Raw genomic sequence first — 21,682 nt, 5'->3', positions numbered from 1 at the left:
GCTGAAAAGGGTGGAATTCTGCACCACCAGGGAACTCCCGGTGACCAGTCCACAGCAAGGGCCAATGCACAGCCGGTGGATCGTTCTGCTCAGGTCCCCGGCCGGTCGGCCAACGCGACGGGCGGCTCGTCGTCCATCTCGAACGCGAGCGGGAACGGGGCGTGGCCGGCGAGCCGGAACCAGCGCACCGTGCGGTGCCGCCGCAGGGCGCGGGCCGCGCGTACGGCATCGTTGTGGAACCTCCGGGCCATCGGTACGCGCCGTACCGCGGCGGCGAGTTCCCCGGCGGCCTCCTCACCGCCCGGCGCCTCCCGCACCGCCTCCACCTGCGCCGGCTCACCGAACACGGCCCGCAGCGCCTGGCTCAGCTCGCTCTCCGCCACCTCCCGCTGCTCCTCCTCGGCCTGCCGTGCGGCGTGGGCGGCCTGGTACAGCACGATCGAGGCGGCCGGATCGAGCACACCCGAGGTCGCCAACTCCTGCGTGACGGAGGCCCGGCGCAACAGCTGGGCGTCGAGGGCGGCGCGGGCGGCGTCGATACGCGTATGCAGTCGGTCGAGCCGCCCGGCGGTCCAGCTGAGGTACAGCCCGACCGCGATGACGGCGACGACGATCCAGACGAGGGTAGAGGTCACGACGGGCAGGCTACGTGGTGGACGAGGGCATGGGTGGGGGGCGGTGGGTGGTGGTGGGGGCGTCACGTGGTGGGCGGCCGGCGGAAAAGGGGGGCCCGCCGCCGCCAGGCGGCCCCGGTGGGACACCCGGACCCCACCCGCACCCGACCACCGGCCCCCGCCGACAACCCGCCGCCGCCAGGCGGTACCGCCCGGCTACTGCTCCCGCGCCAGGCCGAACCTCGCCCGCAGGCCCGTTCGTTCGTCCGTCGCCACCGACGCCGCGCCGTCCGTCACCGTCTCGTACACCGCCAGAATGTCCGCACCCACCGTCGACCAGTCGAAGCGCCGTACGTGCGCACTGCCCCGCGCGCGCAGCTCCGCGCGTCTGTCCGGGTCGCCGAGCAGCCGTACCGCCGCCCCGGCCAGCGCGTCCGCGTCCTCGTTGGTGAAGAGTTCGCCGGCGGCACCGTGGTCGAGGACCTGCGCGAACGCGTCGAGGTCGCTGGCGAGCACCGCCGCGCCCGCGGAGAGCGCTTCGACCAGGATGATGCCGAAGCTCTCGCCGCCGGTGTTGGGCGCGACGTAGAGATCGACGCTGCGCAGCAGCCGCGCCTTGTCCTCGTCGCTGATCATGCCGAGGAACTCGACGCGTTCGCGCATCTCCCTGGGCAGGCGCCCCACCGCTTCCTTCTCGTCTCCGCGGCCCGCCACCAGCAGTCTGGTCTCGGGGTGGACGGCGAGGATCTTCGGGAGGGCGTTCATCAGGACGGGCAGGCCCTTGCGCGGCTCGTCGATGCGGCCGATGAAGCCGATGGTGCCGCCCTGCCAGGCGGGGTTGACGTCGGCGTCGGCGAAGAAGTCGACGTCGACGCCGTTGGGGATGACCACGGCGTCGCCGCCGAGGTGTTCGACCAGGGTCCGGCGGGCGTACTCGCTCACGGCGATACGGGCGCTGATCTTCTCCAGTGCGGGCTGGAGGATGGGATAGGCCGCGATCATGGCGCGGGAGCGGGGGTTGGAGGTGTGGAAGGTCGCGACGATGGGGCCCTGGGCGGCCCAGCAGCTGAGGAGTCCCAGGGACGGCGAGGCGGGTTCGTGGATGTGGATGACGTCGAAGGTGCCGTCGTGGAGCCAGCGCCGCACCCGCGCCGCCGACAGGAAGCCGAAGTTGAGCCGGGCGACGGAGCCGTTGTACGGCACGGGGACCGCGCGGCCCGCCGAGACGACGTAGGGCGGCAGCGGGGTCTCGTCGTCCGCGGGGGCGAGGACGGAGACCTCGTGGCCGAGCCGGATGAGGTGCTCCGCGAGGTCTCTGATGTGGAATTGGACCCCGCCGGGCACGTCCCAGGAGTACGGGCAGACGATGCCGATCTTCACCGGGGGCCTCCGCCCGGGCCGGTCGCGCCGGGTTCGAGATCGGTGAGCCACAGACGTTGCAGCATGTGCCAGTCCTCCGGGTGCTCGGCGATTCCGGCGGCGAAGGCGTCGGCCACCGCCTGTGTCATCACAGACGTCTTCTCCGCGCGGGTGCCTGTCCCGGGGATCTCGATGGCTGGGTAGACCTGTCCGCGCATCACGGGCGAGCCGTCGAACCAGAGCGCGGCCGGCAGCAGCAGTGCCCCGGTCTGCTGGGCGAGCAGTGCGGGGCCGGCGGGCATTCTGGCGCGGTCGCCGAAGAAGTCGACCTCGACGCCGGACGAGGAGAGGTCGCGGTCGGCGACCAGACAGACCAGGCCCCCGGCGCGCAGTCGCCGGGCGAGCAGGCCGAAGGCGGAGCCGCCGGTGTGCGGCAGGACTTCCATGCCGAGGCTCTCGCGGTAGGCGACGAAGCGGTCGTAGAGCGTCTCGGGCTTGAGGCGTTCGGCGACGGTGGTGAAGGGCACGTCCCGCGCGCGGGTGAGCCAGGCTCCGGCGAGGTCCCAGTTGGCCATGTGGGGCAGTGCGAGGACGACGCCCCGGCCGGTGGCGAGGCCGTCGAACAGCAGGTCGATGTCTTTGATCTCGACGCCGTCGCTGACGCGCTGTCTGCTCCAGGAGGGCAGTCGGAAGGACTCCATCCAGTAGCGGGTGTACGAGCGCATGCCGGCCTTGGACAGCGCGGCCAGCTTTTCGGGCCCGGCGTCGGGCACCACGCGCGCGAGGTTGGCCTCCAGACGCAGCACGCTCTTGCCGCGCCGCTTCCACAGGGTGTCGGCGACGGTGCGGCCCAGCGCGCGGGCCGCGGGCTCGGGGAGCTTTCTCACCGTGCTCCAGCCGATCCCGTACAGCGCGTCGGTCGCCCGGTCGCTCAGGGCGGTCATGGCGCGGACCCACTCCCCCGTGTGGTGCTTCCCGAGCTCTCCTGCGGGCCACCCTGCCGTTCGGCCGCCGCGGCGGCGTCGGCCTCGGCGGATTCGCGCCGTACCGTGACGACGCGTTGACCGAGGGTGACCACGCTGCCCGCCGCGACGATCCACAGGGCGATCGGCAGCAGGATGTCGATCCCCGGGACGCCGAAGCCGTGCAGTCCGGCGAGGCCGGCCGCGACGAGGGAGATGACGAGACGTTCCGCGCGCTCGATCAGCCCGTTGACGGCGACGGGCAGCCCGATCGACTCGCCCCGCGCCTTGGTGTACGAGACGACCTGGCCGCTGGCGAGGCAGAAGATCGCCACGGCGCACAGGGTGTCGCTGTCCCCGCTGCCCGCGTACCAGAGCGCGAAGCCGGCGAAGATCGCGCCGTCCGCGACCCGGTCGAGGGTCGAGTCGAGGAAGGCGCCCCAGCGGCTGGTGATCCCGGCCTGGCGCGCCATATTGCCGTCGACGAGGTCGGAGAAGACGAAGACGGTGATGACGATGGTGCCCCAGAAGAACTCCCCGCGAGGGAAGAAGACCAGCGCACCCGCCACCACTCCGGCCGTACCGATGAGCGTGACCGCGTCCGGACTGACTCCGCGACGGAGCAGAAACGCGGCGAACGGTGTGAGGACACGCGTGAAGAATGCACGCGCGTACTTGTTCAGCATGGCCTTCCCGAGGTTCGGCGGTGCCGTGCGGCCCCGACGGCCACCGGCTGGCCCATCGTAGCCACGACCGTCGTACGCCACCGCCGGGCACCCGTGCCGTGCCGTCGCGTCCGGCGTATGGACGCACCGTGACCGGAGCGCGCGGCGCGAGGGACCGCGGCGCGAAGGATCACCGCGGGCATCGCGGGAGCCGGGGGATCAGGTCGGGCCGCGGTCGCTCCCGTACGGCACCGGCCGGTCGTACGAGCGCCACGGAGCGGGGCCGCCGAGCGTGGCGGAACGGCTGCCCGCCGAGCGGCGCCGGGAAGATCAACGTATCAACGCGTGACGACATCGGGCCTGGTCGGCCGGGGCGGCGCGGCTGTTTCCCCGATTCCGGGCGGCTCTTGGGCACAGGTCGTGGACATGTGGCGTAGACCCGCCAACTCCGCTGACGCGACAGGCATCGCACGGTTACTCTGAGGTGCCCAGCTCCGGCAGGTGTGCGGGGCACGCGGGCCGGGAAGTGACCGCGGCAGCGGAACCGTGCGGTGAGGGGGCGGCAAGTGGCCAACGATGTATTCGACTTCAGTCCGGGGGCGCAGATTCCGCTCCAGGGGTCGGCGGGGACGACGGCGGCCACCCAGGCCCTCGCCTCGGCGGCCTATCGGGACAGCCCGATGGAGGAGATCCTCAAGGCCGACAACGACTGGCACAAGTCGAAGGTGACCAAGGGGAAGTTCACGCTCTTCGAGCCGAACCTCGGCGAGGCGTTCTCCCAGGCCGTGCAGTCGCGGACGCTGGGCGGCGGCCGGGGCGCTCTCATCCAGTCCTTCGGGATGGCGCCGCAGACCGTCGTCGAGCACTGTCTGGCGGCGACCCACATCCGCAAGGAGCGGGACAAGCGGCTCACGGCGGTGACCGTGGTGGCCGGGGTGCTCTTCCTGCCGGGGCTGCTGATCTGGCTGGGCGTGTTCCAGCTGCGCCGCACACTGGCGGGGGCCAAGGACCGGCGGGCCGGCGCGCTCGGCACCGCGCTGCTGGCGGCGGTCGCCGTGCTGGCGGTGCTGTTCCTGATCAAGCTGCCCTTCAACGGCGTGCTGGGCTGGTATCTGCGCGGCCTGATCGTCGCCCCGGTGATCGGCTGGTGGCTGGCCAAGCGCATCTGCGAGTCGGCGGCGCAGGATCTGCGCAACCGCTGGAGCGGGCTGCTCTCCGGCGGCGGCACCGGCGCCAAGATCCCCGAGGCGGTGCCCGGCAATCCCGGCGACTCCTCCCGCGAGGAGCTGCGCCTCGGTCTGGAGAAGCTGAGCGCCGAGCAGCAGTCCAATGTGGTCTTCTACGCGGGCCCCAAGGGCATATTGGGCATGGGGACGCGCTGGGGCAGCTGGCAGCTGGCCGAGGAGCTGGTCCCCAAGGACCCCGGCAAGGAGATCCACCAGTTCCGCAGTTACGACGTGATACGCGCGATCCACGACAAGATGAAGCTGCTGGAGCGCGGGCCGCTCAACTCCGGTGGTTTCCCGACTCCTTCGGTCAAGCACTGGATCGTCTGCCCGGTCGGTGAGGGCGCCGGTTCCGTCTCCCGGCCGGACGGCGCGGAGGTCGAGGCGTACCAGGTCAAGAGCCACGAGATTCAGCGCATCTGCAATCACCAGCAGTTCGGGAGCGGCAATCGGCACTATCTCGGGGTGCAGTTCACGCTCTGGGACAGCCAGTTGGTCATCACGATGATGATCTCGGTCACCGTGCTCCACGAGACGCTGCGCATCGAGGTCTCCGGCTATGCGCTGGGGCCGGTGCACTCGCTGTTCTTCTCGAAGCCCTCGCCGAAGAGCGTCACACGCGCCAAGGCGGTCCGCTTCTGGGAGACCACCTCCCGGAATCTGCCCCTGGTGGAGCCCCGCGAGGCGGTCCGGCTGGCGGTGCGCGCGCCCTTCACCTGGTACCCGCCGGTGCTGGACTTCCTCGGTGGCAAGCTGTCGCTGCCCGAGCCGTTCGGTATGCGGCACGCCTGGGCCGAGCAGCCCTGGCGCCACCGCTTCATGGCCGACGACGCGATGAGGGCGGCCACGCCGGTGCTGCGGGTCGCGCACAACGCGGCCATGCGGGTGCTGGACGAGCACGGCGTGAGCACGGCGGGCTTCAGCAGCCGCTCGTCCTCGCTGATAGGAGCGGTGCAGGACCCGTCACCGAAGAAGATCGACGCCTACGACGCGTAGCGCGCCGATGGTCGCCCGCCGCACCGGCCGTCACGGCTGGTGCGGCCAGGCGTCCGCGAGCATCGCGCGGGTGTCGGCGAGCAGTTGCGGCAGCACCTTCGTGTGGCCCACCACCGGCATGAAGTTGGTGTCGCCTCCCCAGCGCGGCACCACATGCTGGTGCAGATGCGCGGCGATACCGGCACCGGCGGCCGCGCCCTGGTTCATCCCGATGTTGAAGCCGTGCGCCCCGGACGCCTTGCGGAGGGCGGTCATGGCGTGTTTGGTGAGGAGGCCCAGCTCGGCGGTCTCCGCGTCGTCCAGCTCGGTGTAGTCGGCGACGTGCCGGAACGGCACGACCATGAGGTGCCCGCCGTTGTACGGGTAGAGGTTCAGCACCGCGTACACCCGCTCACCACGGGCGATGACCAGCCCGTCCTCGTCGGACTTGGCCGGGATGGAGCAGAAGGGACAGCCGTCGCCCTCGCCCGGCCCGGTGGGCTTGTTCTCGCCCTGGATGTAGGCCATCCGGTGAGGCGTCCACAGGCGCTGGAACGCGTCCTGGGTCCCCACTCCGATCTGCTGCTCCGGCTCACTCGTCATGCTGTGCAGCATATGACTTGGCTCCGGCGAAGCGTGTCGGCGGGCCTGCCCCGTCGGCCGCCACGATGCTGGCACGATGCATGTCCGCAACGGCCCCGACCGGAAGCGAGCGTGGGAGCGGCGTCTGGAGCTGCCGCTGCTCGTCGCCTCGCCCCTCTTCCTCGCCTGCTACGCGGTACTCGTGCTCGTCCGGGACTCCGACCCCGTCTGGCACGATGCCGCGCTGGCCGGGCTGCTGCTGATCTGGGCGCTCTTCGTGGCGGACTACGGAGTGCGCCTGGTGCTGAGCGGCCAGGGCCCGCGATTCGTCCGGACGCACTGGCTGGACACCGTCGTCCTGGTGCTGCCGCTGCTGCGCCCGCTGCGCATCGTCAACACGTATGTGGCCCTGCAACGGCGGCGCGGCCGGCCCCGGCTCAGTCTCTACGGGCGGGTCATGGCGTACGCCGGGGTGACGGCGGCCCTGCTCAGCTTCGCCGCCGCGCTGGCCGTCCTCCAGCAGGAGCGGGACGCGCCGGGCGCCACCATCCGGACCTTCGGGGACTCCGTCTGGTGGGCCTGCTCGGCGATCACCACCGTCGGCTACGGCGATGTCACCCCGGTGACGCCGCTGGGGAGGCTGTTCGCGGTGGCGCTGATGATCTGCGGCCTGGCGCTGCTCGGGGCGGTGACGGGCTCGTTCTCGTCCTGGCTGATCCAGGTCTTCGACCGGGAGGACCAGGAGGGGGCCAGGGACGGCGCGAAGGGGGCCCCGGGGAGCGAGAACTCCCCGGGACCCCCTTCCTGAAGGCCCAAATACGGCCCGACGGCCCGAAGGCGCCGGTCGTTCCGCCCGTCAGACCTGGACGCGGTCCTCGACGGCCTTCGCGATCTTCGCGAGGGCGTCCTCGACCGGGATGCCGTTCTCCTGCGAGCCGTCGCGGTAGCGGAAGGAGACGGCCCCGTTGGCCATGTCCTCGTCACCCGCGATGATCATGAAGGGAACCTTCTGCTTCTGCTGGTTCCTGATCTTCTTCTGCATACGGTCCGACGACGCGTCGACATCGACCCGCAGCCCCTGCTTCCTGGCCTGCGCGGCGAACTCCTGGAGGTAGGGGATGTGCGTGTCACCGATCGGGATGCCGACGGCCTGCACCGGCGCCAGCCAGACCGGGAAGGCGCCCGCGTAGTGCTCCAGCAGCACCGCGAAGAACCGCTCGATGGAGCCGAACAGCGCGCGGTGGATCATGACGGGCCGCTGCTTGGAGCCGTCCGGCGACGTGTACTCCAGGTCGAAGCGCTCCGGAAGGTTGAAGTCGAGCTGGACGGTCGACATCTGCCAGGTACGGCCGATGGCGTCCCGCGCCTGGACCGAGATCTTCGGACCGTAGAACGCGGCGCCGCCCGGGTCGGGGACCAGCGGCAGGCCCTGCTTCTCGGCGACCTTGCGCAGCGTCTCGGTGGCCTCGTCCCACGCCTCGTCGGTGCCGACGAACTTCTCGGGGTCCTTGGTGGAGAGTTCGAGGTAGAAGTCGGTCAGACCGTAGTCGCGCAGCAGGTTCAGCACGAAGGTGAGCGTCGAGTCCAGCTCGTCCGCCATCTGCTCCTTGGTGCAGTAGATGTGCGCGTCGTCCTGGGTGAAGCCGCGGGCCCGGGTCAGCCCGTGCACCACGCCGGACTTCTCGTACCGGTACACGGTCCCGAACTCGAACAGCCGCAGGGGGAGTTCACGGTAGGACCGCCCCCGGGCGTCGAAGATCAGGTTGTGCATCGGGCAGTTCATGGGCTTGAGGTAGTAGTCCACGCCCTCGTCGAGCTGCATGGGCGGGTACATGCCGTCGGCGTACCAGTCCAGGTGCCCCGACTTCTCGAAGAGCTTCCCCTTGGTGGCGTGGGGCGTGTAGACGAACTCGTAGCCCTCCTCCTCGTGCCGGCGGCGCGAGTAGTCCTCCATGGCCCGGCGGATGATGCCGCCCTTGGGGTGGAAGACGGCGAGGCCCGAGCCGACCTCGTCGGGGAAGGAGAAGAGGTCCAGTTCGTTGCCGAGCCGGCGGTGGTCGCGCTTCTCGGCCTCGGCGAGGAACTCCAGGTGCGCCTTCAGCTCGTCCTTGGACGGCCAGGCGGTGCCGTAGATGCGCTGGAGCATCGGGTTCTTCTCGCTGCCCCGCCAGTACGCGGCGGCGTTGCGCATCAGCTTGAACGCCGGGATGTTGCGGGTGGTGGGCAGGTGCGGGCCCCGGCAGAGGTCCTTCCAGCACAGCTCGCCGGTCTTCGCGTCGAGGTTGTCGTAGATGGTCAGCTCGCCGCCGCCCACCTCGACATCCGCGCCGTCGTCCGCCGAGGCCGAGCCCTTGATGCCGATCAGCTCCAGCTTGTACGGCTCGTCGGCCAGCTCCTCGCGGGCCGCCTCGTCCGTGACGACCCGGCGCGAGAAGCGCTGTCCGCGCTTCTGGATCTCCTGCATCTTCTTCTCGATGGCCTTGAGGTCATCGGGGGTGAAGGGGGTCGCCACGTCGAAGTCGTAGTAGAAGCCGTCCTTGACCGGCGGGCCGATGCCCAGCTTGGCTTCGGGGTGCAGCTCCTGCACGGCCTGCGCCATGACGTGCGCGGTGGAGTGGCGCAGGATGTTCAGGCCGTCCTCGGAGGAGATCTCGACGGGCTCGACGACCTCGCCCTCGGCCACGCCGTACGCGAGGTCCCGCAGCTCGCCGTCCACGCGCGCGGCGACGACGGTGCGCTCGCCGGGGAAGAGGTCGGCCGCCGTAGTGCCCGTCGTCACCACGCGCTCTTCCCGCTCGGAATCGCGTTGGATGATCACACGGACGTCTGACACCGGTCTCTCCTGACCTACGGGGTACGACAGCGGACACTGCGCGTCTGAATCGTACCGAGCCCGCGGGTCCGCTCGCGAAACGGTTTCCCGGCACCCGGCCGCCGGGGCGGCCCGCGCGGGGTGTCCTCCACCGTAAACGACGCATACCGTACGACCTGTCCGGGTAGCACCGATTCGGGCAGGGGGAGCGCCATCTGCCGCCGAGGCACGAGGAGTTCGGGGATGACGTGTTGGTTCGAAGGGCCGCTGGCCGCATTCGGGACCGGGACGACGGGGACAGACACCGAGGAGGACCGGATCCTCTCGGGAGCCCTCGTCGTGCAGGAGATGGCGGGGGTACGGCCACGGGTGACGCGGTGGCTGGTGGACCCCGGGGTGCCGGTGCCCGAGGCGGCCATCGCGGCGCACGGCCTCACCGAGGACCTGCTGCACCGCAACGGACGCTGGCCGGCGCCCGTGATGGCCGAGATGGCCGGGGCGCTGGGCAGGCAGTGCGCGGCGGGCCGCCCGCTGGTGGTGATGGACGCGCCGTTCGATCTGACGATCCTCGACCGCGAGCTGCGCCGCCACCGGGCCACCTCGCTCCTCCGTCAGCTGGAAGGCGTGCCGTTCTGCGTGCTGGACCCTCGGGTCCTCGACGCGCAGCTGGACCGGTACCGCAAGGGCCCGCGCGCCCTCTCGGACCTGCGCGACCACTACAAGGCCGAGACGGCGGACCCCGACGACGTGGGCGGCGGAGAGCCGACGGCGCTGTGGGCGCTGACGGCCCTGGAGGTGGCGCGGGCGGTCGGCCGCAGATTCTCCGCGCGGCTGGAGCGGCTCAGCGCGAGGGAGCTGCACGGTCTCCAGTCCGGGTGGCACGCGGAGCTGGTACGCGGGCAGCAGTCCTGGTTCTCGCGGGGCGCCGAGAGCGGCCCGGCGGGCGCGGGCTGGCCGCTGCGGCCGCGGCGACCGGCGGAGGCCGCCTGACGGCGGTCCGGCGGCCGGCTCGTCACCGGTCTCCCGGCTCACCGATCCACCGGCGTCGCGGCGATGCCCCGGAACGCGCGAAGGCCGGTCCGTCGATGACGGACCGGCCTTTCCCGGTGGGCGATACTGGGTTCGAACCAGTGACCTCTTCGGTGTGAACGAAGCGCTCTCCCACTGAGCTAATCGCCCGGGAACGCCTGAACCATACAGGCCCCGGAGCCTTTCCTTCAAACCCGTTCCGAGCCCGTTTCCGGGCGGAACGGGCGAGGCCCCGAAGACCTGTCGGTAGGTCTTCGGGGCCCCGGTCCGGGTGGGCGATACTGGGTTCGAACCAGTGACCTCTTCGGTGTGAACGAAGCGCTCTCCCACTGAGCTAATCGCCCGGACGCACCGCATACGTTACCCCATGTCAGCGGGTGCCCGGTCACCCGCCGGTCACCGGCCGGTCACCGGCGGGCACGGGAGGTCGGCGAAAGACGCGGAAGCCGCCTCTCCGTCACATCACCTCAATGGCGGTACAACCCGAAGTAACACACCGCCATACGAGTTACCCGAAGCGCCACAAAACAGACAGAGGGGTTTACAACGGCACCGTAGGTGGCATCTCGATTTCGCCGACGTGCGAATCCCCGAGCGCACACTGAGCGAAAGGCCATGGCGCTTATGAACACCACGGTCAGCTGCGAGCTGCACCTGCGCCTCGTTGTATCGAGCGAGTCCTCACTGCCTGTACCCGCGGGCCTCCGGTATGACACGGCCGATCCCTACGCCGTGCACGCCACCTTCCACACCGGAGCCGAAGAGACGGTCGAGTGGGTCTTCGCCCGCGACCTGCTCGCCGAGGGGCTGCACCGGCCCACCGGCACCGGCGACGTCCGGGTCTGGCCGTCCCGCAGCCACGGCCAGGGCGTCGTCTGCATCGCCCTCAGTTCGCCGGAGGGCGAAGCCCTGCTGGAGGCCCCGGCGCGGGCCCTGGAGTCGTTCCTCAAGCGGACCGACGCCGCGGTGCCACCGGGCACCGAGCATCGTCACTTCGATCTCGACACCGAGCTGTCCCACATCCTGGCCGAGAGCTGAGCCAGGCCGAGGACTGCTCGGCGCCGTCCGACTCGGGGAGACGGCGCCGCGCGGACAATCGCATACGGAGGACACCGGCGCCGGCGCCGCGGAACCCACCGCGGCTCCGGCGCCGGCGCTTTCCGCCCCGGCACGGCGGGGCGTCGCGCGGGGGCAGCGGCTACAGTCGGCGGGATTCTGCGGGCACCGGCCCGTGGGCAGTCCAGGGAGCGGACCGTGCTGATTCCCCACGACACCCGGATCGCCCTCGACACCGTCGTCGATCTGGTGAACACCGCGCCGGAGGCCGGCGACGGGACCGACCGGCTCACGGACATCGGGGCGCTGTACGCCTTCGTACGCGACCACAACATCAGCGGTGTGCGGGAGCTGGGCGTCCGGGACCTGCGGGCCGTGCTGAACGTGCGGAGCCGCTTCGCCGAGGTCTTCGCGGCCCCCGACGCCCGGGCCGCCGCCGATCTGATCAACCGGCTGGTGGCCGCCGCGGGGACGACACCGCAGCTGACCGACCACGACGGCTACGACTGGCACGTCCACTACTTCGCACCGGGCGCCTCGGTCGCCGACCACCTCGCGGCCGACTGCGGAATGGCGCTGGCCTTCATGGTCGTGGCCGGCGAGCAGGACCGGCTGCGGCGCTGCGAGGCCCCGGACTGCGGGCACGCGTTCGTCGACCTGTCGCGCAACCGCTCCCGTCGCTACTGTTCCAGCCGCACCTGCGGCAACCGGCTGCATGTGGCCGCGTACCGGGCGCGCCGCAAGGAAGCCGAGGAAGCGGAGGGATAGGGCGAGTCCGGGTCCGGCGACCGCCGACCGGACGGGAACCGAGCGTCACAGCAGGAACAGATCGTGCAGCGCCGCCACCAGCAGCAGGGCGCCGATCACCGTCAGGAAGATCATCAACGGTGGCTGGGAGAGCGCGTAGAGGCAGCCGCGAGGCTCCTCGGTGGGTGCGGGGGTCTCCCCCTGGGAGGTATCGAACATCTCGGGGCCGATCATGGCGCACCCCGGAGGCCGCTCCCGACGAACCTGGGCGTTGCGCCCCGCAGTTCATCATTTCCCGTGGTTTGAATCCGGGAAAGCCAGCCGGATCAGTGCTGACCTGGGATGCTGCCCCGCTCCTGGAGACGGTGACCGGCCGTCGCCGCCGCGCTCACCGCGCTGATTCAGATGCCGTGCTTCTTCAAAATGGCCTCGATGTCACTGAAGTCGTCCCCTGGACGCTCCTCGCGCTGCTTGCCCTTGGGCTGCGCCGCCGGCCGCTCTCCGGCGCCGAGCGCGGGGCCGGAGGCCGCGGGCTCCACCGCGCCGCCGCCCTGGGCCGCCGCTCTGGCGGCCGCCTTGCGCTCCTTGCGCGAGCCGCCGCCGCGCCGCTCCACCGCGCGGGTCGTCATGAAGAGGAGCCAGGCGACGCCGAGGACCGCGAAGCCCGCCCAGGCGGTCGGGCTGAAGGCCGTGGCGGCGAGCCACTTCACCGCGCCCACCATCACCAGCCCGACCGGGACCAGCGCGTAAGCGGCGATCCTGGTGGCGGCGAGGAAACGCCTGCGGTACGCGGTGATGGCCGCGACGCCCAGGCCCGCCGCTGACACCGCCGCGCAGATGGTCTCGGCAATCATCAGGTCCTCCAGGCAGAGCGGGTCATCGGCCGAACACGTCTTCCCCTCCATCCTGCACCTGACGGCGCGGTCGGGGCCACGGTGCGGGGCCGCTCCGGACGGATCTGGGGGAGATCTCGGGGACGCCGTCCTCCCCAGGTCCCGGTCGGTGGCGGGCGGGGGACATCGGGGTGCCGTCGTACTGGAAGACTGGTCCCATGAGCGACTCCACCACCATCCGCCCCGTCGTCCTCGACATCTGGTGCGAACTCCAGTGCCCCGACTGCCGTACTGCCCTGGACGACGTGCGTGCGCTGCGCGCCCGCTACGGGGACCGGCTGGAGCTTCGGCTGCGGCACTTCCCCCTTGAGAAGCACCGGCACGCCTACGCCGCCGCGCAGGCCGCCGAGGAGGCGGTCGAGCAGGGCGCGGGATGGCCCTACGTGGAGGCCGTGCTGGCCGGGACCGAGGAACTCGCCGCGCAGGGCGAGCCGTTCCTCGTCGAGACCGCGCGCGGGCTGGGTCTGGACGCCGAGGAGTTCGACACCGCCCTGATCGACGGCCGGCACTTCCTCACCGTCGACGCCGACCAGGCCGAGGGCAGGGCGATCGGCGTGACCGGCACCCCGACCTATGTGATCGACGGCGAGCGGCTCGACGGCGGCAAGAGCCAGGAGGGGCTGCGCGAGCGGGTCGAGGCGATCGTGGACCGGCTGCTGGGATAGCTCCCGAGCCGGTCAGAGCAGTCTCTTGAAGTAGTTGCGGCGGACCGTCCGGTACCGGAGCGACTCGTAGAGCCGGACCGCCGGGGTGTTGTCCGTGAAGACGTGCAGACTCAGCAGATCCGAACCCGACGCGTGCGCGACCCGCTCGGCGAGCAGCATGAGAGCACGGCCGAACCCCCTGCCGCGCATCTCCTCGGTCACGGCCACGTCGTAGACGTACGATTCCCACCGGCCGGGGCCGACCTCGCGGCGGGAGACCCAGACATGGCCCACGGCGCCTCCCTCGTGGGCCAGAACGCTGAACGTGACCCCGGGGGTGTCCAGGCCGTCGGGCAGGTTCTCCCGGTGGCTCCGCTCCGACTTGGCGCGGGCGGCCTCCGGCGGGGTGCCCCGGTCGGTCCAGACCCGCGCGAAGTCGTCGACGGCGCCCGCCAGCCAGGTCGCGTACTCGGCGCCGCTCATGGGGCGGCCCTCGACGCCCTCGGGGAGCGCCGGCGGTTCGGGTCCCAGCTCCTTGTCCATGTTGCGGCTGCGCTCGGTGTAGCCGAGGGAGTCCAGCAGACGCAGCGCGGCGGTCTCACCGGGCGCAGCCGAGGCCAGCACCTGGTCGCAGCCCCAGTCGCGCAGCACTTCCTCGGCGGCGAGTACGGCGACGGTGCCGCGGCCCCTGCGCCGGTCGGGCTCCTCGACCCGCAGCCCCTGGAGGATTCCGGCCGCGTGGCCGAAGGCGGCGTCCGTGGAGATGTCCAGCGCGCCGACGGAGCGGCTGTTCACGCACACCTCGTAGGAGCGTGACTTGCCGCCGTCGGCGGTCTGCTGAAGCGGTCCCGTGGGCCGCAGGGTGGTGGTCATCAGAGGAGTTGTACCCGCCGCGCGGCCCACGGTCATCCGTTTTACGGTTCGGGGGCGGCCGTCACGGGTCCAGGTCGGCGCCGGAGCGCTCGTCGAAGACGCGCATCGCCTTGCTGGTGACGGGTCCGGGCGCGGTCGGCAGCCCGCGGCCGTCCACCCGGTGGACGGCCTGGACGTCGCGCAGCGTCGAGGTCAGGAAGACCTCGTCCGCGCGTTCCAGTACGTCCAGCGGCAGATCGGTCTCGCGGGCGCCGCTCCACTCGGCGACCAGGGCGCGGGTGATGCCGTCGAGGCAGCCGGAGGCGAGAGGCGGGGTGTGCAGTTCGCCGTCGATGACGACGAAGACGTTGGAGCCGGTGCCCTCGCAGAGCGCGCCGACGGTGTTGGCGAACAGCGCCTCGGTGCAGCCGTGTTCGGTCGCACGGGCGAGCGCGACGACGTTCTCGGCGTACGACGTGGTCTTGATCCCGGTCATCGCGCCGCGCTCGTTGCGTGTCCAGGGGACGGTGACGACGGCGGTGGTGTCGGGGCGGCGTGCGGTGGCTCCGAGGGCGACGACGAGGGTGGGGGCGGCGTCGCCCCGGTCGGAGCCGAGCGGGGAGAGGCCGCCGGTGAGGGTGATCCGCAGCCGCCCCAGCTCCACCGGGTCGGCGTCGAGGACGGCCGCGCAGGCCCGGCGTATCTCGTCGGGATCGGGCTCGGCCAGTCCCAGGCCGCGGGCGGAGCGGGCCAGCCGGTCCAGATGGCGGGTGAGGGCGAAGGGGCGTCCCCGTACCGCCTTGACCGTCTCGAAGACGCCGTCGCCCACGGTCAGCCCGTGGTCGAGCACGGACACCACGGCGGTCTCTGCCGTGCGCAGCCCGCCGTCGACCCAGATCCTCATCGCGCGATCCTTCCGTTCACCGGCCGGGCTCCCGTCCTGTCCGGGTCTCCCGGCTCGTACGTTCCCGACGCTATCGCGAGCAGCCTGGACGCCTTCAGTTCGGTCTCGCGCCACTCCCCCTCGGGGTCGGAGTCCCAGGTGATCCCGGCGCCGGCGCCGAAGCGCAGGACGGGTCGGGCGTCCGTGGCCCGGTCGATCCAGAACGTCCTTATCCCGACGGCCAGTTCGGCCCTCCCCCGGTCGGCGTCGACCCAGCCGACGCCGCCGCAGTAGGGGCCGCGCGGCGCGGTCTCCAGCTCCTCGATGATCGCCAGGGCGCTGGACTTGGGGGCGCCGGTGACCGAGCCGGGCGGGAACGTCGCGCGCAGCAGCTCCGGCCAGCCGGCGGCCGCGCCGAGTTCGCCCCGTACCGTCGAGACGAGGTGGACCAGGCCGGGGTGCGGCTCCAGGGCGCAGAGCGCGGGGACGGTGACGCTCCCGGTGGCGCAGACCCGGCCGAGGTCGTTGCGGACCAGGTCCACGATCATCACGTTCTCCGCGTGGTCCTTGGCCAGCAGCTCCCCGGCGGTGCGGGCGGTGCCCTTGATGGGTCCCGACTCGACGGTGCGGCCGTCGCGGCGCAGATACAGCTCGGGGGAGGCGGTGGCGATCTCCACGCCGTGCGCGGGCAGCCGGACCGTCCCCGCGTACGGTGCCGGGTTGCCCCGCGCGAGCAGGGCGGTCAGGGCGTCGACGTCGCCGGCGGCGGGGTCGGGGTCGGGCAGCGGGGCGGAGAGCACCCGGCAGAGGTTGACCTGGTACACGTCGCCCGCCGCGATGTACTCGCGGATCCGGCGCACGCCCTTCGTGTACGCGGCGCGGTCGAGCGAGGACGTCCACTCCCCCGCCCCCGGCCCCACCCACCGGCCGGGCACGGGCGGCGGGACCGGCTCCGTCCGTACGTCCTCGAACCGGGCGCAGGTGAGACGGCCCTCGAAGTCCGCGGCGACGGCCCAGAACCCGGCGGAGTCCAGCGCCTCCGGGTCGTGGGTGACATCCCGCAGACCGGACGCGACAAGGCCGCCGAAGCGGGCCAGAGCAGGCAGATCGTGCACATTTGCGAGTCTAGAACAGGCTCCTGCCGACTGCCTCGGGCCGAACGCACGGCAAACGCACCGCAGCACGCTGCGGAAACGCGTTTTTGTGCTGGCCCCGGAATCCGCTAGAGTTCAACACGTCGCCAGGCCGTCACCGACAGCCGGAAACGATACGCGGACGTAGCTCAGTTGGTAGAGCGCAACCTTGCCAAGGTTGAGGTCGCCAGTTCGAACCTGGTCGTCCGCTCGATTGTGGGGGATATTTTCCCGACCCCCGCACTCCTGGTGGAGTGGCCGAGAGGCGAGGCAACGGCCTGCAAAGCCGTCTACACGGGTTCAAATCCCGTCTCCACCTCTGCGGACGATTAGCTCAGCGGGAGAGCGCTTCCCTGACACGGAAGAGGTCACTGGTTCAATCCCAGTATCGTCCACTGGACCCACGAGGTTCCCGCGCGATTAGCTCAGCGGGAGAGCGCTTCCCTGACACGGAAGAGGTCACTGGTTCAATCCCAGTATCGCGCACGCAGTACGCACGAAACACAGGTCCCACCTGCGCGATTAGCTCAGCGGGAGAGCGCTTCCCTGACACGGAAGAGGTCACTGGTTCAATCCCAGTATCGCGCACCACCTCAAGCCCCCGGCCACCTCGGTGACCGGGGGCTTTGCCGTACGGTCCGATGCCGCCCGTGACGCGGACCCGGCCCGGACAGCGCGATGGCCGGTCAGCTCCCCAGCTGACCGGCCAAACGCTGCCGTCCGCCGCACCCCCGTCCCCACGGGGTTGTTGGCCGGATGTCCCCGACCCGGGCCGCTCTCCCGGGTCCGGAGCGCTGTATCAGCGCCCCAGCATCACGCCCACGGACGACGCCTGTGTGACCACCGCTTCCCAGCCGCCGAAGACGACCACCAGCAGTGCCGCGAGAGGAAGGACCATGGCCGTCGCCACCAGCGGATGACGCGTACCGGACCGGTGCCCGCCGAAAGCGGCGACCGCCTTGCGTCCCCGGGTGCCGATCGCCGCCCGTGATGCCGTCTCCGCCATGGTCCCTCTCCTGTCATGTTCAGCAGCGGCGAGTGTCTGACCTCGGGGGACGAGTGCTGCACCCGCCGCTTGACCTCAAGCCTAGGGACGGGGCGGCTCCCGGTCGTCATGCCCGCGTACCCATATCCGGGCCTCCCGGAGGATGAGCGCGCGGCGACGGCGTACTCCCCTGGGTGGAGAGCCCGGCCCCCGGAGTCTGAGGGACTTCCCCGAGAGCGCGCGCCGGCGGACCGGTCACGGGACGGTCACGGGTGACTTCGCTCACTTCCGCACCGCCGGCCGGTGGCCTCCCCGCCCCCGGTGACCTGCCGGGACAGCGACGGGAGCAGCACCCCACGACCGGCCGGCGGCGACCCGGCAGCCCTGTCGGGGACATCCCCCACGATCCAATCCCCCTGCTGTGAGGGAGCTTTGGGATCATGCCCCGGTCCGGACGCGGGCCGGCCCGTCCGCCTGACCACTCCTCAAGTTTCCTCCCCGGCACAGACAATCGGTCGGTCCACGAGGGCGCGGCCTATGAGCGCGCCGGGGCACGGGTACGTAAGCTGTGCCACGTCACACGGACGACCGGGCAGCGGGGATGGACATGGCGATGATGCGGCTCCGGCGGGAGGACCCGCGTGTCGTCGGCTCGTTCAGGCTCCACCGACGACTGGGCGCGGGCGGGATGGGCGTCGTCTACCTGGGCTCCGACCGGCGCGGCCAGCGGGTCGCCCTGAAGGTGATCCGACCGGATCTCGCCGAGGACCAGGAGTTCCGCTCGCGGTTCGCCCGCGAGGTCTCGGCCGCACGCCGTATCCGCGGTGGCTGTACGGCGCGGCTGGTGGCCGCCGATCTCGACGCGGACCGGCCGTGGTTCGCCACCCAGTACGTGCCGGGGCCCTCGCTGCACGACAAGGTCAACGAAGACGGGCCACTGTCCGCCGCCGAGGTCGCCTCGGTCGGCGCGGCGCTCTCCGAAGGACTGGTGGCCGTCCACGAGGCCGGCGTGGTGCACCGCGACCTCAAACCGTCCAACATCCTGCTCTCCCCCAAGGGCCCGCGCATCATCGACTTCGGCATCGCCTGGGCGACCGGCGCGAGCACCCTGACCCATGTCGGCACCGCCGTCGGATCACCCGGCTTCCTCGCCCCCGAGCAGGTACGGGGAGTGGCCGTCACACCCGCCACCGACGTGTTCTCGCTCGGCGCCACCCTGGCGTACGCGGCAACCGCCGACTCGCCCTTCGGACACGGCAGTTCCGAGGTCATGCTCTACCGGGTGGTCCACGAGGAGGCACACCTGTACGGGATGCCCGACGCGCTGGCGCCCCTCGTGCGGGCCTGCCTCGCCAAGGACCCCGAGGACCGGCCCAGCACCCTCCAGCTGTCGATGCGGCTCAAGGAGATCGCCGCCCGCGAGGCCCAGGGCCTGATCGACAGCCGGCCACCCGTGCAGCGGACCCGCGGCGGACAGGAGATCCCCACCGGCCCGCTCACCGAGCGGTACACCGAACGCGGCCCCACGCGCGGCCCCGGCGCCCCGGCCCGTACGCCCGGCACAGCGGGCGGCCCCGCGCCCCGGGCGGGCCGGATGCGGCCGGGCGGCACCGCCCCACGTACCGGCGGCCCCTCGCGCAGCGGCCCGGCCCGCCCGCCCCGGCCCCGGAACACCGGCCGCGACTCCGCGCGCGACGCCTCCCGCGCCGGCGGCCGGCAGAAATCCGGCCCGCGCACGACCCCGGGAAAGCTGCGCCCCGCCAACCCCAGGCTGCTGCGGCAGCGGCTCATCGTCTTCGTCGTCGTGACCCTCATCGTGGCACTCGGGATCGCCGCGGCGCAGCAGCTCTGAACCCGTCCCGGCCGCCCGGGGGTTCAGCTCTCCGGACGGCCCGCCGTGACCGCGTAGAAGGCGACCGCGGCCGCCGCGCCCACGTTCAGCGAGTCCACCCCGTGCGCCATCGGGATACGGACCCGGACGTCCGCGGCGTCCAACGCCCGCCGGGAGAGCCCGTCGCCCTCCGCGCCCAGCATCAGCGCCACCCGCTCCAACCGGTGCGGCGCCGCCTCGTCCATCGGCACCGCCCTCTCGTCCGGAGTGAGCGCCAGCAGCCGGAACCCCGCCTCCCGCACCGCCCCCAGTGCCCCGGGCCCGCTCGCGAGCCGGGCGTACGGAACGGAGAACACCGCCCCCATCGAAACCTTCACCGAGCGGCGGTAGAGCGGATCCGCGCAGTCCGGGGAGAGCAGCACCGCGTCCATCCCGAGCGCCGCCGCGCTGCGGAAGATCGCGCCGATATTGGTGTGGTCGTTGACCGCCTCCATCACCACCACCCGCCGCGCCGCGCGCAGCACCTCGTCCACCGGAGGCAGCGGCTTGCGCGCCATCGACGCCAGCGCGCCACGGTGCACGTGGTAGCCGGTGACCCGTTCGGCCAACTCCGGGCTGACCGCGTACACCGGCGCCCGCGCCTCGTCGATGACATCACGCATCGTGTCGACCCACTTGGCCGACAGCAGCATCGACCGCATCGGATAACCCGCCTGCCCCGCGCGGCGGATGACCTTCTCCCCCTCCGCGATGAACAGCCCCTCGGCGGGCTCCCTCCTGCGTCGCAGCTCCACATCGGTCAGTCCGGTGTAGTCGCTCAGGCGCGGGTCGTCGGGGTCGTCGACGGTGATGAGTTCAGCCACGTGATCTGCCCTGTTCGATGGAGAGTGCGGAATCGTGCGGGTACGGGGTGCCGGCGCGCGCCGGACCGGGGAAGCGGGCCCTACCCGCCGTCGCCGAGCGCCACGACATCGCCGATCACGATCACAGCCGGCGGCCGCACCGCCGCCGCCCGTACGACCTCCGCGACCGTCGCGAGCGTCGCGTCCACCCTGCGCTGGGCCGCCGTCGTGCCCTCCTGGATCAGGGCCAGAGGCGTGTCCGCCGCCTTGCCGTGCTCCACCAACGCGCGGGCTATCGAGCCGATCTTGTCCACCCCCATCAGCACGACGAGCGTGCCCCGCAGCTTCGCGAGCGCCGACCAGTCCACCAGCGAACGCTCGTCGTCCGGCGCCACATGGCCGCTGACCACGGTGAACTCATGGGCGACCCCCCGGTGCGTCACGGGGATCCCCGCGGCACCCGGCACACTGATCGAACTGGAGATGCCCGGCACGACCGTGCAGGCGATACCCGCGGCCGCGAGCGCGTGCGCCTCCTCCATCCCCCGCCCGAACACGAACGGGTCGCCGCCCTTGAGGCGCACCACCGCCTTGCCCGCCTTCGCGTGTTCGATCAACGCGTCGTTGATCGCCTCCTGCGCCATCGCACGGCCGTACGGGATCTTCGCCGCGTCGATCAACTCGACGTGCGGCGGCAGCTCGTTGAGCAGGTCGCGGGGGCCCAGACGGTCCGCGATCACCACATCCGCCTCCGCGAGCAGCCTGCGGCCACGCACCGTGATCAGGTCCGGGTCGCCCGGCCCACCGCCGACAAGGGCGACACCGGGCGTACGGGTGCGGTGGTGCGGCGCGGCGAGCGTGCCGTCGCGCAGCCCCTCGACGATGGCGTCCCGCACGGCGGCGGAACGGCGCGGGTCGCGGCCCGTGAGCACGGCGACGGTGACCCCCTCGCTGCGACCGGTCGCCGGCGTCCACGCGGTGGCGGCGTCCGCGTCGTCGCTGCGCACGCACCAGACCCTGGAACGCTCGGCCTCGGCGGACGCGACCCGGTTGGCGTCGGGATCACTGGACGCGATCAACGCGTACCACGCGTCCTGGAGGTCGCCCTCCCGGTACCGGCGGCGCTCCCAGCGGATCTCCCCGGCCGCCGCCATGGCCTCGACCGACGCCTTCGCCGACGGCGAGACCAGCACGACATCGGCGCCGGCCGCGACCAGCGCGGGCAGCCTGCGCTGGGCGACCTGCCCGCCCCCGACGACGACAACGCGGCGCCCGGACAGGCGGAGTCCTACGGGGTAGGCGTGGTGCTCGGCGTGCTGGGCCATGTCGGTGGGGACTCCTCGGGGCGGTGGGGCGGGGCCGCGGTACGGCTCGAAGCGGCTGGTGGGACGGGGTCTGGTCCCGTCCCCACCTTACGGGGGGCGGGGGTGCGGGGCGGGGGCGGCGGTGGGTGGTGCGGGGGTGGGGGGTGCGGTGGGTGGTGCGGGTCCGCCGTGGTGGTGCGGGGGCCGGGGGCTCCGGAGGCGCATGTCCGGACGGCATGATTTACGGCGCGTGCGGGTCGTTGATCAGGGTGCGGGTGCGTCATGCGC

General features: G+C 71.9%; 21 protein-coding genes and 7 tRNA genes. 12 read left to right on the top strand and 16 right to left on the bottom strand.

Features of this window, described 5'->3' with window-relative positions:
- Positions 1-89: 89 nt before the first annotated feature.
- From ACFY6S_RS30495 to pgsA, 4 genes are all read right to left on the bottom strand, one after another.
- Positions 90-635: a hypothetical protein gene (locus ACFY6S_RS30495; RefSeq protein WP_388826089.1), complete on the bottom strand. Its 546-nt coding sequence runs from the start codon at positions 633-635 to the stop codon at positions 90-92.
- Between the two features lie 195 nt (positions 636-830).
- Positions 831-1,994 carry a glycosyltransferase family 4 protein gene (locus tag ACFY6S_RS30490; protein ID WP_388826092.1) on the bottom strand — a complete coding sequence of 388 codons (1,164 nt, stop codon included), beginning with the start codon at positions 1,992-1,994 and terminating at the stop codon, positions 831-833.
- On the bottom strand, positions 1,991-2,917 hold the full coding sequence (locus tag ACFY6S_RS30485; RefSeq protein ID WP_388826095.1) for a phosphatidylinositol mannoside acyltransferase: 927 nt from the start codon (positions 2,915-2,917) through the stop codon (positions 1,991-1,993). Before ACFY6S_RS30485 ends, ACFY6S_RS30490 begins: the two co-directional genes overlap by 4 nt.
- Positions 2,914-3,621, bottom strand: coding sequence for a phosphatidylinositol phosphate synthase (gene pgsA, locus ACFY6S_RS30480; protein ID WP_388826098.1), 708 nt, complete (start codon positions 3,619-3,621; stop codon positions 2,914-2,916). Before pgsA ends, ACFY6S_RS30485 begins: the two co-directional genes overlap by 4 nt.
- A gap of 545 nt (positions 3,622-4,166) precedes the next feature.
- On the opposite strand from pgsA, the gene ACFY6S_RS30475 reads away from it, so the two are divergent.
- A complete protein-coding gene (locus tag ACFY6S_RS30475) occupies positions 4,167-5,822 on the top strand; it encodes a hypothetical protein (protein ID WP_388826101.1) in 1,656 nt (551 codons plus the stop codon).
- A gap of 30 nt (positions 5,823-5,852) precedes the next feature.
- Here ACFY6S_RS30475 and ACFY6S_RS30470 read toward each other — a convergent pair whose 3' ends face one another.
- Positions 5,853-6,416, bottom strand: a complete 564-nt coding sequence (locus ACFY6S_RS30470) for an HIT family protein (RefSeq protein ID WP_388826103.1) — start codon at positions 6,414-6,416, stop codon at positions 5,853-5,855.
- A gap of 64 nt (positions 6,417-6,480) precedes the next feature.
- On the opposite strand from ACFY6S_RS30470, the gene ACFY6S_RS30465 reads away from it, so the two are divergent.
- Positions 6,481-7,191, top strand: coding sequence for a potassium channel family protein (locus tag ACFY6S_RS30465; protein ID WP_388826106.1), 711 nt, complete (start codon positions 6,481-6,483; stop codon positions 7,189-7,191).
- A 48-nt stretch (positions 7,192-7,239) separates the two neighbouring features.
- Here ACFY6S_RS30465 and thrS read toward each other — a convergent pair whose 3' ends face one another.
- A complete protein-coding gene (gene thrS, locus ACFY6S_RS30460; RefSeq protein WP_388826109.1) occupies positions 7,240-9,216 on the bottom strand; it encodes a threonine--tRNA ligase in 1,977 nt (658 codons plus the stop codon).
- A 222-nt stretch (positions 9,217-9,438) separates the two neighbouring features.
- On the opposite strand from thrS, the gene ACFY6S_RS30455 reads away from it, so the two are divergent.
- Positions 9,439-10,185 carry a 3'-5' exonuclease gene (locus ACFY6S_RS30455; protein ID WP_388826111.1) on the top strand — a complete coding sequence of 249 codons (747 nt, stop codon included), beginning with the start codon at positions 9,439-9,441 and terminating at the stop codon, positions 10,183-10,185.
- A gap of 117 nt (positions 10,186-10,302) precedes the next feature.
- Here the strand turns inward: ACFY6S_RS30455 and ACFY6S_RS30450 are convergent.
- Positions 10,303-10,374, bottom strand: a tRNA-Val gene (locus ACFY6S_RS30450).
- Between the two features lie 122 nt (positions 10,375-10,496).
- Positions 10,497-10,568: transfer RNA gene (locus ACFY6S_RS30445), tRNA-Val, on the bottom strand.
- 280 nt (positions 10,569-10,848) lie between these two features.
- On the opposite strand from ACFY6S_RS30445, the gene ACFY6S_RS30440 reads away from it, so the two are divergent.
- The gene (locus ACFY6S_RS30440) at positions 10,849-11,262 is read left to right on the top strand and encodes an SsgA family sporulation/cell division regulator (protein WP_003959770.1); all 414 of its coding nucleotides are present in this window, start codon (positions 10,849-10,851) and stop codon (positions 11,260-11,262) included.
- A 216-nt stretch (positions 11,263-11,478) separates the two neighbouring features.
- Positions 11,479-12,048, top strand: coding sequence for a CGNR zinc finger domain-containing protein (locus ACFY6S_RS30435; RefSeq protein WP_388826113.1), 570 nt, complete (start codon positions 11,479-11,481; stop codon positions 12,046-12,048).
- A 45-nt stretch (positions 12,049-12,093) separates the two neighbouring features.
- On the opposite strand, the gene ACFY6S_RS30430 is transcribed toward ACFY6S_RS30435, so the two are convergent.
- Both ACFY6S_RS30430 and ACFY6S_RS30425 read right to left on the bottom strand, forming a co-directional pair.
- On the bottom strand, positions 12,094-12,246 hold the full coding sequence (locus ACFY6S_RS30430; protein ID WP_388826116.1) for a hypothetical protein: 153 nt from the start codon (positions 12,244-12,246) through the stop codon (positions 12,094-12,096).
- A 182-nt stretch (positions 12,247-12,428) separates the two neighbouring features.
- Positions 12,429-12,881, bottom strand: a complete 453-nt coding sequence (locus tag ACFY6S_RS30425; RefSeq protein ID WP_388826119.1) for a hypothetical protein — start codon at positions 12,879-12,881, stop codon at positions 12,429-12,431.
- Positions 12,882-13,078: 197 nt separating this feature from the next.
- On the opposite strand from ACFY6S_RS30425, the gene ACFY6S_RS30420 reads away from it, so the two are divergent.
- On the top strand, positions 13,079-13,585 hold the full coding sequence (locus ACFY6S_RS30420) for a DsbA family protein (RefSeq protein ID WP_388826122.1): 507 nt from the start codon (positions 13,079-13,081) through the stop codon (positions 13,583-13,585).
- A gap of 12 nt (positions 13,586-13,597) precedes the next feature.
- Here the strand turns inward: ACFY6S_RS30420 and ACFY6S_RS30415 are convergent, their stop codons facing one another.
- The 3 genes from ACFY6S_RS30415 to ACFY6S_RS30405 all read right to left on the bottom strand — a co-directional run bounded on the left by ACFY6S_RS30415 (position 13,598) and on the right by ACFY6S_RS30405 (position 16,414).
- A complete protein-coding gene (locus ACFY6S_RS30415) occupies positions 13,598-14,437 on the bottom strand; it encodes a GNAT family N-acetyltransferase (RefSeq protein WP_388826125.1) in 840 nt (279 codons plus the stop codon).
- Positions 14,438-14,498: 61 nt separating this feature from the next.
- The gene (locus ACFY6S_RS30410) at positions 14,499-15,320 is read right to left on the bottom strand and encodes an aminotransferase class IV (RefSeq protein WP_388826128.1); all 822 of its coding nucleotides are present in this window, start codon (positions 15,318-15,320) and stop codon (positions 14,499-14,501) included.
- Entirely contained in the window at positions 15,317-16,414 is a 1,098-nt protein-coding gene (locus ACFY6S_RS30405; protein WP_388826131.1) for a chorismate-binding protein, read from the bottom strand. The genes ACFY6S_RS30410 and ACFY6S_RS30405 overlap by 4 nt, the downstream gene beginning before the upstream one ends.
- A gap of 156 nt (positions 16,415-16,570) precedes the next feature.
- On the opposite strand from ACFY6S_RS30405, the gene ACFY6S_RS30400 reads away from it, so the two are divergent.
- From ACFY6S_RS30400 to ACFY6S_RS30380, 5 genes are all read left to right on the top strand, one after another.
- Positions 16,571-16,643: transfer RNA gene (locus ACFY6S_RS30400), tRNA-Gly, on the top strand.
- 37 nt (positions 16,644-16,680) lie between these two features.
- Positions 16,681-16,751 (top strand) — tRNA-Cys (locus ACFY6S_RS30395).
- Positions 16,752-16,755: 4 nt separating this feature from the next.
- Positions 16,756-16,827 (top strand) — tRNA-Val (locus ACFY6S_RS30390).
- A 19-nt stretch (positions 16,828-16,846) separates the two neighbouring features.
- Positions 16,847-16,918 (top strand) — tRNA-Val (locus tag ACFY6S_RS30385).
- Positions 16,919-16,948: 30 nt separating this feature from the next.
- Positions 16,949-17,023 (top strand) — tRNA-Val (locus ACFY6S_RS30380).
- A 208-nt stretch (positions 17,024-17,231) separates the two neighbouring features.
- Here ACFY6S_RS30380 and ACFY6S_RS30375 read toward each other — a convergent pair.
- Positions 17,232-17,438: a hypothetical protein gene (locus ACFY6S_RS30375; RefSeq protein WP_388826134.1), complete on the bottom strand. Its 207-nt coding sequence runs from the start codon at positions 17,436-17,438 to the stop codon at positions 17,232-17,234.
- A 580-nt stretch (positions 17,439-18,018) separates the two neighbouring features.
- Between ACFY6S_RS30375 and ACFY6S_RS30370 the strand changes: the two genes are divergently transcribed.
- The gene (locus tag ACFY6S_RS30370; protein ID WP_388826808.1) at positions 18,019-19,269 is read left to right on the top strand and encodes a protein kinase; all 1,251 of its coding nucleotides are present in this window, start codon (positions 18,019-18,021) and stop codon (positions 19,267-19,269) included.
- Between the two features lie 23 nt (positions 19,270-19,292).
- Here the strand turns inward: ACFY6S_RS30370 and ACFY6S_RS30365 are convergent, their stop codons facing one another.
- Complete coding sequence (locus tag ACFY6S_RS30365) at positions 19,293-20,111, bottom strand: TrmH family RNA methyltransferase (RefSeq protein ID WP_388826137.1); 819 nt, start codon at positions 20,109-20,111, stop codon at positions 19,293-19,295.
- Positions 20,112-20,191: 80 nt separating this feature from the next.
- Complete coding sequence (cobA, locus tag ACFY6S_RS30360) at positions 20,192-21,415, bottom strand: uroporphyrinogen-III C-methyltransferase (protein ID WP_388826140.1); 1,224 nt, start codon at positions 21,413-21,415, stop codon at positions 20,192-20,194.
- Positions 21,416-21,682: the final 267 nt, after the last annotated feature.

The organism is Streptomyces sp. NPDC012835 (genome assembly GCF_042900885.1).
Taxonomy (GTDB): domain Bacteria; phylum Actinomycetota; class Actinomycetes; order Streptomycetales; family Streptomycetaceae; genus Streptomyces.
This window is presented reverse-complemented; position numbering and strand designations above follow the sequence as displayed.

Excerpts from the sequence above, each read along its gene's own strand:
- ACFY6S_RS30485 (WP_388826095.1), bottom strand. The coding sequence starts at position 2,917 with ATGACCGCCCTGAGCGACCGGGCGACCGACGCGCTGTACGGGATCGGC.
- pgsA (WP_388826098.1), bottom strand. The coding sequence starts at position 3,621 with ATGCTGAACAAGTACGCGCGTGCATTCTTCACGCGTGTCCTCACACCG.
- ACFY6S_RS30470 (WP_388826103.1), bottom strand. The coding sequence starts at position 6,416 with ATGCTGCACAGCATGACGAGTGAGCCGGAGCAGCAGATCGGAGTGGGG.
- ACFY6S_RS30465 (WP_388826106.1), top strand. The coding sequence starts at position 6,481 with ATGCATGTCCGCAACGGCCCCGACCGGAAGCGAGCGTGGGAGCGGCGT.
- ACFY6S_RS30455 (WP_388826111.1), top strand. The coding sequence starts at position 9,439 with ATGACGTGTTGGTTCGAAGGGCCGCTGGCCGCATTCGGGACCGGGACG.
- ACFY6S_RS30440 (WP_003959770.1), top strand. The coding sequence starts at position 10,849 with ATGAACACCACGGTCAGCTGCGAGCTGCACCTGCGCCTCGTTGTATCG.
- ACFY6S_RS30430 (WP_388826116.1), bottom strand. The coding sequence starts at position 12,246 with ATGTTCGATACCTCCCAGGGGGAGACCCCCGCACCCACCGAGGAGCCT.
- ACFY6S_RS30425 (WP_388826119.1), bottom strand. The coding sequence starts at position 12,881 with ATGATTGCCGAGACCATCTGCGCGGCGGTGTCAGCGGCGGGCCTGGGC.
- ACFY6S_RS30420 (WP_388826122.1), top strand. The coding sequence starts at position 13,079 with ATGAGCGACTCCACCACCATCCGCCCCGTCGTCCTCGACATCTGGTGC.
- ACFY6S_RS30415 (WP_388826125.1), bottom strand. The coding sequence starts at position 14,437 with ATGACCACCACCCTGCGGCCCACGGGACCGCTTCAGCAGACCGCCGAC.
- ACFY6S_RS30410 (WP_388826128.1), bottom strand. The coding sequence starts at position 15,320 with ATGAGGATCTGGGTCGACGGCGGGCTGCGCACGGCAGAGACCGCCGTG.
- ACFY6S_RS30375 (WP_388826134.1), bottom strand. The coding sequence starts at position 17,438 with ATGGCGGAGACGGCATCACGGGCGGCGATCGGCACCCGGGGACGCAAG.
- ACFY6S_RS30370 (WP_388826808.1), top strand. The coding sequence starts at position 18,019 with ATGGACATGGCGATGATGCGGCTCCGGCGGGAGGACCCGCGTGTCGTC.
- cobA (WP_388826140.1), bottom strand. The coding sequence starts at position 21,415 with ATGGCCCAGCACGCCGAGCACCACGCCTACCCCGTAGGACTCCGCCTG.